Origin of the sequence: Rhodohalobacter sp. SW132 (genome assembly GCF_003390325.1) — a bacterium.
Taxonomy (GTDB): domain Bacteria; phylum Bacteroidota; class Rhodothermia; order Balneolales; family Balneolaceae; genus SW132.
The window spans coordinates 298453-311153 of sequence record NZ_QUOK01000001.1 but is presented as its reverse complement, the minus strand read 5'-3'; the positions used below and the strand labels follow the sequence as shown (position 1 = coordinate 311153).

The window sequence follows — 12701 nt, the reverse complement described above, 5'->3', positions numbered from 1 at the left end:
TAAACATCTATTGAAATAATGGAAATATGCTGCCCATTGTAAAAAAAGCGATCTCCTTACCGATTGAAATCTGGCAGGCATCCGCTCTGGCTTCAGAAAAGGACTATTCCCGCAGCTGGCTGAAGATTGGATTATTCAGTCTTCTGCTATCCGGTCTGTTTTCAGCTGTTATTGTTATTGCCCGAACTCCGGGAACCGCTGAGTTTATTGGAGATCCTCTATTTGCAAGGAAATCTCTGGTATTACATGTTGATTTTGCCCTTGTTGTGTGGTTTTATGCGTTTCTCTCAGTTCTCCATGTTTCGTTAAACCGCTCTGTAAGTTTCCTTCAGATGGCTGCTGGTACAAAGCTTGCCCTGTGTGGATTACTTCTTATGATCGCTTCCATCTTTTTCAAGGGAGCCGAACCCATTCTGGCCAACTACATTCCGGTACTTGACCATCCCGTCTTCATTGGCGGCCTTTTAGTATTTAGCGCAGGTATCCTTATCACATTTCCCGGGAATCTTTCTGTTTTCTCAATTCCCAAACCGGAATCGCCGCCCTCATTTTTTAACCCTGCTGCCCAGCTTGCAATTCGTTACGCCGGCATCGTGGTTATGGCTGCAATCTTTACCTTTATGATCTCCTGGATGTTGACATCCAACACAATTGATCGAACGCTCTATTATGAGTTGATCATGTGGGGTGGTGGTCACATTCTGCAATTTGCCAATGTCCTTGGGATGCTCACTGTGTGGTTGATTCTGATCTACAAAATCACCGGCAAGATACCCGTCGGAAAGCGTGTGAATTTTATTCTGCTATCCGTTTTAGCGGTACCGGCTGTGCTGTCACCTATTTTATTATTGAATGGCACCGGTGACCAACTCTACTACAGCGGCTACACCCAGTTGATGAGATGGTTCATATTTCCTGTCGTAACAATCTATCTCATCCTGGGCTCCAGGGCTATCTGGCTACACTACAGCAGATTAAACAAGCAGAAAAATCCGTTCCGCAGCCTCTATTTCAATGGATTTTTGGTAAGCGCACTTCTTACCGTCACCGGCTTTGTACTCGGCGCGATGATACGCGGTTCCAGCACACTTATCCCTGCACACTATCACGCATCCCTCGGTGGGGTTACGGTAGCCTATATGGTGATGGTATTCATACTGTTGAAGGAGTATGGTTATCAGTTAACAACCCGCAAATCGATACGGCTTATGAAGCTCCAGCCCCTGCTGTTTGGTTTTGGCCAAACGATGTTTGTGATCGGTTTTGCAATCGCCGGCATGATGGGAATGGGCCGCAAACTTTTTGGACAGGATCAAAATATATACTCCGTCGAAGCTCTAACGGGACTTGGCTTGATGAGTCTGGGTGGCCTGCTTGCTATGGCCGGCGGGATACTTTTTATCTATATCGTTGTGAAATCCTATACCAACAGTCAAAACAGATAACATCATGGAAAATGAAAAACCACACCTGATACAGAGGTTCATGGACAACATTTGGCTACTTCTGATTCTCGGTATTACAATACCGTTTCTCTCTTACACCATCTGGGGCCTGATCGAACTGTTAAACATTTCAAAAGGACTCTTACCCTAACAATTAAAACTTTAAAACCATGAGCATATTCCATCCAAAAGGAAACTGGTATCGAACACCTACGGGAGCTGAACGCCTGTGGGTAGGCCTGGCACTGGCCTGGTGCCTGGTGATGTCGGTAACAATGCCCTGGTGGCACTTCCAGGGGAAGCAGAACGCCCCAAGTGAAACCTACCAAGTTGAACCGGCCGATTTCATTCAGCGTGTAAATCAGTTCATTGAAACCAATCAAGTTGGTGAAATGAACAACATACCGATCGTTGAGCCCGCACCCGGCGGCGACGCTTATCTGCTCGGGCAGATGTGGGAGTGGTACCCGGTCTTAAAACTAAAGAAGGATCAAACCTACCGGATTCACATCTCTTCGGCAGACCTGCAGCACGGCTTCTCACTGATTCCACTAAATATGAATCTCCATGTATTACCGGGTTACGACTATGTGATGACGATTACGCCCACCACCGCCGGGGAGTTCAGCATTATCTGCAATGAATTTTGCGGAATCGGGCATCACCGGATGACCGGAAAAATAATCGTAGAATAAAAAACGGGAATGAACGAATGAGTACTGAATCTACTACTATATCTGAAACTGATAGCAGCCTGGTTAAATCCGCAGCGCATAGAATATGTGACACAACCGGCTTATCCATCTTCACAAAAGCTGAATTTTTTGTAAAGGTTAATGCTGTATTGGCGGTTATATTTCTGCTTATAGGTGCTGTGGCGGCAATTTCCTTAGCGCTTACGCGATGGTCCAACATCATGCTTCTGAATGATATCTGGTATTACCGGATGCTGACCCTTCACGGGGTAAACATGCTGGTATTCTGGATTATCTTTTTCGAGATGGCCATTCTCTATTTTGCCAGCACCACGCTGCTTAACACCAAAATGTTTTCCAAAAAGCTGGCCCATGTATCACTTGCCCTTATGGCGGCGGGCGCTATCCTTACCAACTACATCATCCTGGATGGCCGCGCCGATGTGATGCTGACCTCCTATCCGCCACTCGAAGCCCATCCGATATTCTATCTCGGAATCATCCTATTTGCAGTAGGAGCTCTGGTCGTCTGTTTTAATTTCTTTGCCACGCTCTACATCGCCAAAAAAAATAAAACCTACGAAGGCTCCATGCCGCTGGTCACTTTCGGGGCTGCAACGGCTGCCATCATCGCGGTGGTAGCCCTGGTTCACGGAGCCATTGCGCTGGTCCCAACCTTTTTCTGGTCTATGGGCTGGATGGAGATGATGGATCCCGGTGTCTACCGGCTTTTCTGGTGGGGGCTGGGCCATCACTCCCAGCAGATCAATGTGGCCGCAATGGTTGCCGTATGGTACTTTGTTGCCACGATGAGTACGGGGGCCAAACCTCTTAACGAAACGGTGTGTCGCGGGGCATTCATTCTTTATATCCTGTTTATCAATCTTGCTGCAGCCCACCATCTCCTGGTTGATCCTGGTTTCAGCGCCGAATGGAAGATCTGGAACACCTCCTACGCGATGTATCTTGCCGTACTTGCATCCATGATTCACGGCTACACCGTACCGGCATCGATGGAGGTAGCAATGCGCCGGAAAGGCTACACCAAAGGGATTTTTGGCTGGTTCGCCAAACTTCCCTGGAAAGACCCCGGTTTCTCAGCAGTTGCGTTGTCCGTGATTATTTTCGGGTTTATCGGCGGAATCACCGGTGTGACACTGGGAACAGAGCAGATCAACATCATGGCTCACAATACTCTCAAGATTCCCGGCCACTTTCACGCCACTGTTGTGGGAGGTACAACCCTTGCCTTTATGGGGCTCTGTTACTACCTGGTTCCGCTGATTTTCCAGAAAGATTTCTACATGAAAACTCTGGCACGCATTCAACCCTGGTTATTCGGCGGTGGAATTGTGGTGATGTCCCTGGGCATGTCATTTGCAGGCACTTACGGTGTACCACGCCGGACCTATGACAGTGATTTTAGCGGGGCGAACCTGGAAACCGGCTTCGACCCAATTGCCCATTTCTTCCTGGGTGTTCTCGGGGTTGGTGGCGTCATCGCCTTCATCGGCCTGCTGCTATTTATCGTACTGATTGTCGCAGCCGTTTTCTTCGGCCCGTCGCTCAAGGGCAAGAAAATGCCAACCTGGCAAAACGACCGGGAGCAGAAAATGACTGACGATCTGATCAGCAGGGGTTATGAAGAGGAAGGGAAAGATTACGAGCATGTAAAAACACCCGGAACTATTGTTCTGGTGCTCATTTTCCTTCTCAGTTTTGCGATCTACTACTTCGCAAACTGGGCTGCCCTGACGGATCTGTGGCATATAAGTTAATCATGTCTAACCCTCCAAGGGTTTTGAACCCTTGGAGGGTTAAAAAAAAACCATCATGATCGAACGAATCGAAAACTTTTTCACATCCTGGCGCTTTCCCTCTTTTATGATCAGTACGATGTTTCTGTCCTGGATCATGATTATGGTTATGGCATTTGTACCCGTCACCGATTCCACGTGGGGTGCCTTTGCCGAAGACTTCAAAGTTTGGTGCTTTGGATACGATCCCGAAACCGGTTCAATGGAGTGGATCTACTTTGCAATGTTCACATTCAATCCGCTGATGCTTGTTGGTGTGATCCTCTTTGTTTGGATTGAACCGCTCAAAGAGGTCTATGCCAAACCTGCGATCATCACCAGGTATGCCGCATCTTCGTTTGCACTGGTAATGGTAATCGGCGCTTCATTTCTCCTGATGTATGAAGTTCCAACAGAAGAAGATTTTGAATTTCGCCCGAATACACTCCGAATTGCTTTAACTCCACCGAGCTTTGAACTGATCAATCAAAATGAAGAAAAAATCAGTCTGGATGACCATCGGGGTGATGTGGTAATTCTGACCTCCGTTTACGCAACCTGCGCCGACACCTGTCCTATGATTCTGGACCAGGTAAAGCGTGTGCTGGATCGTTTAAATCCAGATGAACAGGAAGAGGTAGCGCTGATGGCAATCACCATGCAGCCGGAAAGAGACAGGCCCGATCTTCTGAAACGTGTGGCAGGGTTTTACCAGCTCGATAATCCAAATTCACACATGCTCACTGGTGATCCCGCTACTGTAGACAAAGTTCTCGACAAGTTGAACGTCTCCAGGTACAGGGATGCTGAAACCGGCGTGATGGATCACGTTAACCTGTTTTACATTATTGACAGGCAGGGCAAAATTGCCTTTCGGTTCACGCTGGGAGAAATACAGGAAGAGTGGATGGGGCAGGCTCTCCAGCTGTTGATCGAGGAAGAAAAACCGAAAGAATTAACTGAAATTTTGGAGTGAGTTATAGAAGACAAAGTGAAAAGTGAGAAGAGAAAAGTTTAAGACTTCTCAGTACCTGGGGTGAAGTCAAAGACCTGCCAGAGTTCCGCTGCGCATTTCAGTGGATCCTGGCAGAGTCTTTTCCACGAATAATGGGCATAAATCCAGGCTCTGCCAGGTACTATCGTATTCTGGCAGGTCTGTATTTGCCTTTTCACTTTTGCCTTTTCACTAAACCTACCAACAAATCGAACATGAGCAACAACTCCAACGACAAAAAAACCAACAACACCTTTTACGAGTGGCAGGATTTCAAAACCAATATCGTAAAAGCTTCCGAGGCGGTGCCTGATTCCTCCCTGCGCGGGCGCCGGTTTTTAGACAGAGTTGATCGCTGGTTCCGAAAACTGGATGGTGTAACGCTTCGATATATCCCGGAGAACTACCATCCCTTTATCCAGGCGGGTGCGATCGCAAACTTTATGTTTGTTGTGGCGGTTATCACCGGGTTCGCACTGCTGATCTGGTATAGCCCGAGCGTTCACTATGCCTATGATTCTGTGGTTTCAATGAGTGACAAGCCCTACACCGCCGAGCTGATACGCAGCCTGCACCGATACAGCTCCGATGCCTTCATGTTGTTTGTGCTGTTTCATGCCTTTAAAGTTTTCTTTGCCGGGCGCTTTAGCGGATCGCGTTGGCTGGCCTGGATTACCGGAATTATTGCCGTTCTGCTTATCTGGTTTGACGGCTGGCTCGGCTACTGGCTGGTTTGGGATGAACGGGCCGCCATGATCGCAACCGGTACCGCCAAAATGATTGATGTGCTCCCCATTTTTGCTGAACCTCTGAAAGCATCATTCCTGACGGATGACAGCTTCAACTCTGTTCTGTTCCTGATCGTCTTTTTTATGCATATGCTAATCCCGATTGCGTTCGGTATAGCGATCTGGCTGCATGTAGCCCGATTAAATAAACCCGCATTCATTACAAACCGAAACTTCTCCATTCTGCTTCTGGGCTCACTTGTCATCGTATCCCTTCTGTTCCCTGCCGATGTTGAGGGGCCGGCTGACTTGATGTCTGCTCCGGAAAATGTAACGATTGATTACTTCTACCTTCTTCCACTTATTTTAACTGAAAGGCTGCAAGGCGGAACTCTCTGGCTCATCTTTCTTGTAGGTTTCATCGCCGTATCAAGTGTCCCATGGATCATGAAGCGGCAGAAAGAAGACACCCAGCCGGTTATCGATGAAATTAAATGCAACGGTTGTACGCAATGCTTCCACGACTGTCCCTACAACGCCATCAGCATGGTGCCGCGTGAAAAGGGCAATCCCAAAAAGAGCGAGTTTGTAGCAAATATCGACCCGTCGATCTGCGTTTCATGCGGAATTTGTGTAGGGTCCTGTGACCCGGTTGCGGTTGAATATCCGAACCTTTCACCGTGGGAGATTCGCAGCAAAATTGATAAGTGGCTGGATGAGGAGAATCGCACTCTGGAAGGCCAGTTTATCGCGTTTGTTTGCGGAAATAGCGCCGGCAGCCTGCTTACAATCGACTCAGAAACCGGTGAGTGTAAAGAGATGCCCGGCTACCTGGTTGCTACATTGCCCTGCGCCGGTTGGGTACACCCTACACTGATTGAAAGAGCTTTGAAAAAAGGTGCCGAGGGAGTACTCGTTTCCGGGTGCGAATCGGATCCCGATTTCAGGCTGGGAGCCGATTGGCTCGGCGACCGCATTGAAGGTGAGCGCCATCCCGAGTTTCGCAAAGACCGGTATGAAGTGGACAGAATTCTATACCTGAAACTGGATAAACCCGATTTCAGCAAATTTTTAACCGAAGCTCAGCAATTCAGGGGATCCCGTGAAAAAGAGAACCGTTAACAATCAGTCCCAATCGATTTGGAAGCAGCTCGCCGCTGGATTTTTAGTCCTGGGTTTACTATCCGGAATCACGGTTTTGCTCAGCTCTGCCGATATGCCGCTGCCTGAACGGGAATCAGAATTGATCATCTCTTTTAAATTGGAAGGTGCACCCATCTACGCCAAGGAACAGGATGAAGGAGGACGGCTCGATCATATGCAGCGGAGGGGAGAACAACAGGTTGAAAGCAGATCCGATGTGGTTGTCCGGGTTTCAGATACCGGAACTGTGTTATTTGAAGACCGATACCGTCCCAGTGGAATTTTCCGAAGGGGATACAGCAACGGTATCATCAACATTCCGCTCGATCCCGGAAGCCATACACTTGAAGTACAATTTGGAAACCACATTGATGGTGAAGTTGAATGGAATCATAGCCAGAAACGACAAGTAGAGATTGAGAAGGGAGACAGGATCGTACTCAAATTTAATGATCAGCAGGGCTATCGCTGGTATGGTAATGAAGAATAACCCGTATTTCATTTCTTAGTGTTTCGCTTCGCTATACCGCATCCGAAACAATCTTGTACGTGGGATCCTCCAAGATATTTACCTCAATGATAGCGTCCGCATTTTGCAGAAGTTTCCGGCAATCCCTGCTGAGGTGGGTGAGATGAACGCGCTTTCCGTTTTTATGATAGCGTTCGGTGATTTTATTCAGCGCTTCAATGGCAGACATATCCACAACCCGACTCTCTCGGAAATTGATCACAACCTCATCGGGGTCATTTAGAACATCAAACTTATCATTAAATACAGATACAGATCCAAAAAAGAGAGGACCGTAAATCTCGTAATGTTTTGCGCCATTTTCATCCCAGCGCTTTCGGGCGCGGATACGGGTGGCATTATCCCAGGCAAATACAAGGGCTGCAATAATCACCCCGATGATCACAGCAAGTGCAAGGTTATGCAGGATTACCGTTACCAAGGTCACCAGAACCATCACTAAAATATCTGATTTAGGCATTCGGTTGAAGGTTTTTAAGCTTGCCCACTCAAAGGTCCCAATCGCAACCATTATCATCAGACCGGTGAGCGCAGCCATCGGCAAAAGTTCGATCACGCCGGCCCCGAACATGATAAAAACCAGCAGCATTAATGCGGCCACAATACCGGAAATTCGTGTACGTGATCCCGAGGAGACATTGATCAGGCTTTGTCCCAGCATGGCACAGCCGCCCATTCCGGAAAAGAAACCCGACATTACGTTGGCAGTTCCCTGTGCCATAGCTTCTTTATTGCTGCGTCCGCGTGTTTCGGTAATTTCATCAATAATATTCAGAGTCAGCAGGCTTTCGATCAACCCAACGGCAGCCATGATTGCGGCATAGGGAAGAATCAGCATAAAGGTGGCCATTGTGAATGGAACCTGGGGAATGTGAAATGGAGGAAATCCTCCCTGGATCGATGCAATATCACCCACGGTGCGGGTATCAATTCCAAAAAAGGCAACAATCCCAAATATAATGAGAATGGCAGCCAGAGATGGCGGCAGTGCCGTAGTGATTTTCGGCAGGCCCCAAATAATCAGCATTGTCAACAGAACCAATCCTAAAAGAATATAAAGTGCAGAACCGGTCAGCCACTCCCCGGCCGGATTTTTGAATTCATTCAACTGAGACATAAAAATGATAATGGCTAAACCGTTTACAAATCCGAAAATTACGGAGTGAGGAACAAGCCGCATCAGCTTACCCATTTTCAATACACCTGCAATGAGCTGTAAAATACCTGCCAATACCACAGCGGCAAAGACATATTCCGGCCCGTGTGAAAGCGCCAAACTTACAATGATCACTGCAATAGCACCTGTTGCACCGGATATCATACCCGGCCGGCCGCCTAAGATAGCCGCAACCAGTCCCACGACAAACGCAGCATAAAGTCCGGTCAGTGGTGAGAGACCGGCGATGATGGCAAACGCCAGCGCCTCCGGGATAAGTGCCATCGCAACGGTAAGTCCGGCAAGGACTTCAATTCTATAGTTTACGTCAGTGGAAAATTCAAACAGCGAAAAAAACTTTTTCATTAAAAATCTAAAAAATTGAACATGGGCAGACAGGAGGATGGCTCAAGATTGTACATCTGCAAATGCCAATACCTGAGTTAATTAAAGCCCGAATCTGTAGTTTATTCTGATAGTTATTTTGAGCTGACAAAGGTAGGGATAATCTACTACAATAGAACCCGGAATTTATTGATTTTCAATCACTTACGGATATACCTGACGTGTAAGTAACTGATAATAATAGGTGGCACCGCTTCCAATGATAAGGGATTTCTATCGCAACTTTGGCAAAATTTAATAGTCGGTTAAAATTGTTCGATTTTTATTCATTGATGAACATATCAGAGCTAAGTTTTTTAAACACATTCTGTCTTAATTTTACTGGTCACATTTTTTGCAGTTCAACTCATGCCCGATGTAACGGCTTCTTCCTTCTTCTGTCGTCACCCACGGCCGAATCTGCCACGGCGGATCGTGACGAACATGCTGCGTATGGCCGCATTTAAGGTCAGCCACCCAATCGTCTTCTTCATCTTTGTGAAATCCGATGATCGGTTGTTTCATTTTGAACGATGATTTTCAATCACTTTATTGAGATCCAGCTTTTGAATTGCACTGATGGCCGCTTCCATTGCACCCTCCGCGCATAGTCCGCTCATTGAGGCGTCCATAAATCCCTCTCGCGCCGCTTTTAAGCATTCCTCACGAATAGTTTCCGCAAGCCGTCTTTCAGATTTAATCTTATCTGGTGAATCATCCATACTACTCCCTGTTCTGTAATTGTCGTTTGAGACATTCGCGACGAATCTCCTCCTGGAATGCCGTATGGCAGTTTACACATCCCTGTTGAATCACGTTGTAATGCTCCATCACCCTGTTCATATCCTGGCTCCGTGCTGCCTCACGCAGAGAATCTGCCCTTGAATGAACAGTTTGATCGAAAGAACCAAAAACATCCATCCTCTCGCCCAGAGTACCCTGAACCAGCTGGCGGCTTTCAGTTGAAAGCGGCGGATGATTATTTATGTTGGCTGCCCCCTGCTCAATCAGATCGAAATTTTTAGTATAGATCCCTTCATTTATGGTATGCATATCGATCATCAGCATGCGCATGATCGTGGACAGTTCCAGCGGCTGAGTGATGCTTTCTGTTTCTACGTCCTGTTTGGTATCGGTATCCTGGCCCTTATTCTGAAAATGAGCAACGGCCAGCCCGATAAATACCAGCAGGAAAAACGACCCGGTTAGAATTGTATTGATATTGTATTTCATAGAAATTGATTATGGATTCTTGTATTTCCCTTCCATCTCCAGCCGAATAGAAAATGAGAATGCTATTTTTGATGCCATTTCTTTGGCAAAATCAGCTTTTTCACCTTCAAAATGCTCGTCCACGGTCTCTTCAAATAACGATAGCCATCGGGCAAAGTCATCTTTTTGTATAGGCAGCGGAAGATGCTGCCGGAAAGGCCGGCCGTGGTACCGGCGGGTTTGAAACAGTAAATTTGACCAAAAATCAACCATCCGGGGCAGGTGATGGTCCCAGTTTACATCGGCATAATCATTGAAAATAAATCCAAGCCGTTCATCCTGCTGCACTTTATCATAAAATTCATAAACAAGGGTTTTGATGTCACTATCATTTGTAATATCACTCATTCCGATAATCTCTTGTCATAAAATTGGGTTTAACACTATGTTTGCGAAAAGGCCGGAGTCGGTTGTCTAAAGGTCAGTTGAAAGAGAATTCCGCCAAGAAAGAGCAAAATGGCCGCGACGTTGCCATAACTTCCCCAGATTCTGATTTCGGTTACATACAGAAGATCGCCCACTACACGAATCAGCAGAAAACCGTGGAGAAGAAAAAACGGCATGTAGAAGTATCGGCTCCAGGGAACCAGTTCCCCAGTTAGTGACGGGATAATGATCGAAGCGTGGGCAAAGATCATGCTGAAGACAAATCCCACAAAAAAGATATGCAGAAGCGCATCATAAATATATCCCGCTGCCGGCAAGCCGTAGATCATCCCGAGAATTCCGGCAATGATCAGCCAGCCATATCCCGTGAGGAGGCACCAGGCGCTGTAGCGGGTCCATTCTCGCGATTTTATGGTTCGCCGGGCTACATCAAACCGGATTAGCCAGACGGCAATTCCGATCAAAAACAGGGAGTTGACCAGCCAGGCGAAATCCCGGTGGCAATGGATAATGGCAAGCGAAATAATCCACGCTGTAATCAATCCGGCAAACAGATGCTGCGCTTTTTTGGGCGGACGCATAATCCGGTTCATCTCCAACCTCTCCCCGAAAATGGTGAGCAGCGGAAAAGCGATCCACCAGCCGATCAGTTCAAAAACGGGTGCATTCAGAATAAAAAGAACATTTCCGATCAGCAGGGTAACAGCGCCGGCAGCCATAATGTAGTGATGCACCACCGACTGCAAGTAGCAGAGATATCCCATAATGATGACCAAAAACAGGGAGCCGAGGAGCAGAAAAAATCCACCCACATAGACGTAGCCGGTCATCAGCAGAAGAGTTGCCAGGAAAAATGAGAATGGGGCGATATAGCTCCACAATTTTTCAAGCGCAGCGCCGCGTTCAAGCGAAATCAGTGTAGCCAGGAACCCATTAATCATCAGTGGCCCGTGGGCCATCGCGTCCAGTTCAAATGCCGTAGGCATCGAAAGGCCCATACGGATCAAACCGGTGTAGAGTCCCAACAGAAGACCCATTCCGGCCGTAACCAGCAGGATGCCAAAAAACAGATCCAGCAGTTTTGTTTTATTCATGTTCATTAACCCGACATCATAGGTGGCGGAACGGAGAAAAACTCTACCCCTTCCACGATCATCTCCACAGACCATTCCGGTTCAAAAACCAGTTTCGTTTCGAACTTCTCAATTTCCTCGATGGATTGCAGGGCCTCTTCAATTTTTCTCTGCAAATAACGACGCATAGGGCAGCCCGCTGTTGTGGTGGTATATTCCACAACAAACGTATCGTCATCCCTCATGAACATCCGGTAAATCAATCCCAGATCTACAATGTTTACGCCCAACTCGGGATCGATAACGCCCCAAAACCTCCGGGCTGCCTCACGCCTTATGTGTAATTCTCTGCTCATTGGTTGTTTGGTTTATTAACATGACCTAACAGCGTCCGAAGGTCCTGTCAGCGTCGGTGTTTCGGACTCAGCCCCCAGCATCCGTTGATTTTGTAATCAGGGCTATGACAGTCCCGGAATCTTTTTGAATCAATGTCTGGATCGAGATCAATCAGTGCAATAATTATCCAGGTTTTAAATGTCGAATATTGAATATCAAACGCTGAATGTCGAACATTTGTAAACCCCTTCGACATTCTTTATTCAGCGGTTCATTATTCGATATTCAGTTCGCTTCACTCCCATTTTTCTGCAAGGTGTTCGTGTTTATCCTCAACATCAGCCCAGTCATCTGCATCGGGCAGCGGATCTTTTGTTTTTGACTCATCCCCATAACGAGATCAATCAATGCAAAAGATATCCAGATTTTAAATATCGAATATTGAATATCAAAGGCTGAATGTCGAACATTTGTAAATCCCTTCGACATTCTTTATTCAGCGGTTCATTATTCGATATTCAGTTCGCCTCTACGGGGCATTCGCTTACGCTGGCATCACAATCGATACATTCGAGCGGGTCGATCGTTAAAACATTCGGCCCTTCACGAAATGCATCCACCGGGCAAACGGCCGCACAGTTTGTGTATTTACATTTAATACAGGGTTCGTTTACGGCCTACGCCGTACTGCACCTTTCATTTATAAATTTTCATTACTAACAAAAGGTAACCGTCCGGGAATTTAATTACAACAATAAAAACG

General features: G+C 46.9%; 14 protein-coding genes and 1 pseudogene. 6 read left to right on the top strand and 9 right to left on the bottom strand.

All coding sequences use genetic code 11. The features are described from left to right. Positions 1-26 precede the first annotated feature (26 nt). The 6 genes from DYD21_RS01335 (at position 27) to DYD21_RS01310 (ending at position 7291) form a co-directional block, all read left to right on the top strand. Complete coding sequence (locus tag DYD21_RS01335; protein WP_116031121.1) at positions 27-1445, top strand: cbb3-type cytochrome c oxidase subunit I; 1419 nt, start codon at positions 27-29, stop codon at positions 1443-1445. Between the two features lie 170 nt (positions 1446-1615). Beyond that, a complete protein-coding gene (locus DYD21_RS01330; protein WP_116031119.1) occupies positions 1616-2140 on the top strand; it encodes a cytochrome C oxidase subunit II in 525 nt (174 codons plus the stop codon). Positions 2141-2157: 17 nt separating this feature from the next. Beyond that, entirely contained in the window at positions 2158-3918 is a 1761-nt protein-coding gene (locus DYD21_RS01325; protein ID WP_116031116.1) for a cbb3-type cytochrome c oxidase subunit I, read from the top strand. Between the two features lie 55 nt (positions 3919-3973). Further along, positions 3974-4912: an SCO family protein gene (locus DYD21_RS01320; RefSeq protein ID WP_116031113.1), complete on the top strand. Its 939-nt coding sequence runs from the start codon at positions 3974-3976 to the stop codon at positions 4910-4912. A 233-nt stretch (positions 4913-5145) separates the two neighbouring features. Beyond that, positions 5146-6780: a cytochrome b N-terminal domain-containing protein gene (locus tag DYD21_RS01315; RefSeq protein ID WP_158551371.1), complete on the top strand. Its 1635-nt coding sequence runs from the start codon at positions 5146-5148 to the stop codon at positions 6778-6780. Continuing rightward, positions 6761-7291 (top strand): hypothetical protein, encoded by a 531-nt coding sequence (locus DYD21_RS01310; RefSeq protein ID WP_116031108.1) that lies wholly within the window; start codon positions 6761-6763, stop codon positions 7289-7291. Before DYD21_RS01315 ends, DYD21_RS01310 begins: the two co-directional genes overlap by 20 nt. A 31-nt stretch (positions 7292-7322) precedes the next feature. Here DYD21_RS01310 and DYD21_RS01305 read toward each other — a convergent pair whose 3' ends face one another. The 9 genes and pseudogenes from DYD21_RS01305 to DYD21_RS01260 form a co-directional block, all read right to left on the bottom strand. Further along, entirely contained in the window at positions 7323-8852 is a 1530-nt protein-coding gene (locus tag DYD21_RS01305) for a SulP family inorganic anion transporter (protein WP_116031106.1), read from the bottom strand. A 357-nt stretch (positions 8853-9209) separates the two neighbouring features. After that, complete coding sequence (locus tag DYD21_RS01300) at positions 9210-9395, bottom strand: DUF3565 domain-containing protein (RefSeq protein ID WP_116031103.1); 186 nt, start codon at positions 9393-9395, stop codon at positions 9210-9212. Continuing rightward, positions 9392-9592, bottom strand: coding sequence for an acetyltransferase (locus DYD21_RS01295; RefSeq protein ID WP_116031101.1), 201 nt, complete (start codon positions 9590-9592; stop codon positions 9392-9394). Before DYD21_RS01295 ends, DYD21_RS01300 begins: the two co-directional genes overlap by 4 nt. Position 9593: 1 nt before the next feature. Further along, positions 9594-10103 (bottom strand): hypothetical protein, encoded by a 510-nt coding sequence (locus DYD21_RS01290; RefSeq protein ID WP_116031099.1) that lies wholly within the window; start codon positions 10101-10103, stop codon positions 9594-9596. Positions 10104-10112: 9 nt separating this feature from the next. Next, positions 10113-10490, bottom strand: coding sequence for a group III truncated hemoglobin (locus DYD21_RS01285; protein ID WP_116031096.1), 378 nt, complete (start codon positions 10488-10490; stop codon positions 10113-10115). 35 nt (positions 10491-10525) lie between these two features. Continuing rightward, complete coding sequence (locus DYD21_RS01280) at positions 10526-11623, bottom strand: hypothetical protein (RefSeq protein ID WP_147303462.1); 1098 nt, start codon at positions 11621-11623, stop codon at positions 10526-10528. A 5-nt stretch (positions 11624-11628) separates the two neighbouring features. Next, positions 11629-11958 carry a metal-sulfur cluster assembly factor gene (locus DYD21_RS01275; RefSeq protein ID WP_116031091.1) on the bottom strand — a complete coding sequence of 110 codons (330 nt, stop codon included), beginning with the start codon at positions 11956-11958 and terminating at the stop codon, positions 11629-11631. A 275-nt stretch (positions 11959-12233) separates the two neighbouring features. Continuing rightward, complete coding sequence (locus DYD21_RS21425; protein WP_116033396.1) at positions 12234-12302, bottom strand: hypothetical protein; 69 nt, start codon at positions 12300-12302, stop codon at positions 12234-12236. Between the two features lie 160 nt (positions 12303-12462). Further along, positions 12463-12597, bottom strand: a pseudogene (locus DYD21_RS01260) (ferredoxin); the annotation flags it as partial. Positions 12598-12701 lie beyond the last annotated feature (104 nt).

Coding starts and splice junctions, on each gene's coding strand:
- DYD21_RS01335 (WP_116031121.1), top strand. CDS start 27: ATGCTGCCCATTGTAAAAAAAGCGATCTCCTTACCGATTGAAATCTGG.
- DYD21_RS01330 (WP_116031119.1), top strand. CDS start 1,616: ATGAGCATATTCCATCCAAAAGGAAACTGGTATCGAACACCTACGGGA.
- DYD21_RS01325 (WP_116031116.1), top strand. CDS start 2,158: ATGAGTACTGAATCTACTACTATATCTGAAACTGATAGCAGCCTGGTT.
- DYD21_RS01320 (WP_116031113.1), top strand. CDS start 3,974: ATGATCGAACGAATCGAAAACTTTTTCACATCCTGGCGCTTTCCCTCT.
- DYD21_RS01315 (WP_158551371.1), top strand. CDS start 5,146: ATGAGCAACAACTCCAACGACAAAAAAACCAACAACACCTTTTACGAG.
- DYD21_RS01305 (WP_116031106.1), bottom strand. CDS start 8,852: ATGAAAAAGTTTTTTTCGCTGTTTGAATTTTCCACTGACGTAAACTAT.
- DYD21_RS01300 (WP_116031103.1), bottom strand. CDS start 9,395: ATGAAACAACCGATCATCGGATTTCACAAAGATGAAGAAGACGATTGG.
- DYD21_RS01295 (WP_116031101.1), bottom strand. CDS start 9,592: ATGGATGATTCACCAGATAAGATTAAATCTGAAAGACGGCTTGCGGAA.
- DYD21_RS01290 (WP_116031099.1), bottom strand. CDS start 10,103: ATGAAATACAATATCAATACAATTCTAACCGGGTCGTTTTTCCTGCTG.
- DYD21_RS01285 (WP_116031096.1), bottom strand. CDS start 10,490: ATGAGTGATATTACAAATGATAGTGACATCAAAACCCTTGTTTATGAA.
- DYD21_RS01280 (WP_147303462.1), bottom strand. CDS start 11,623: ATGAATAAAACAAAACTGCTGGATCTGTTTTTTGGCATCCTGCTGGTT.
- DYD21_RS01275 (WP_116031091.1), bottom strand. CDS start 11,958: ATGAGCAGAGAATTACACATAAGGCGTGAGGCAGCCCGGAGGTTTTGG.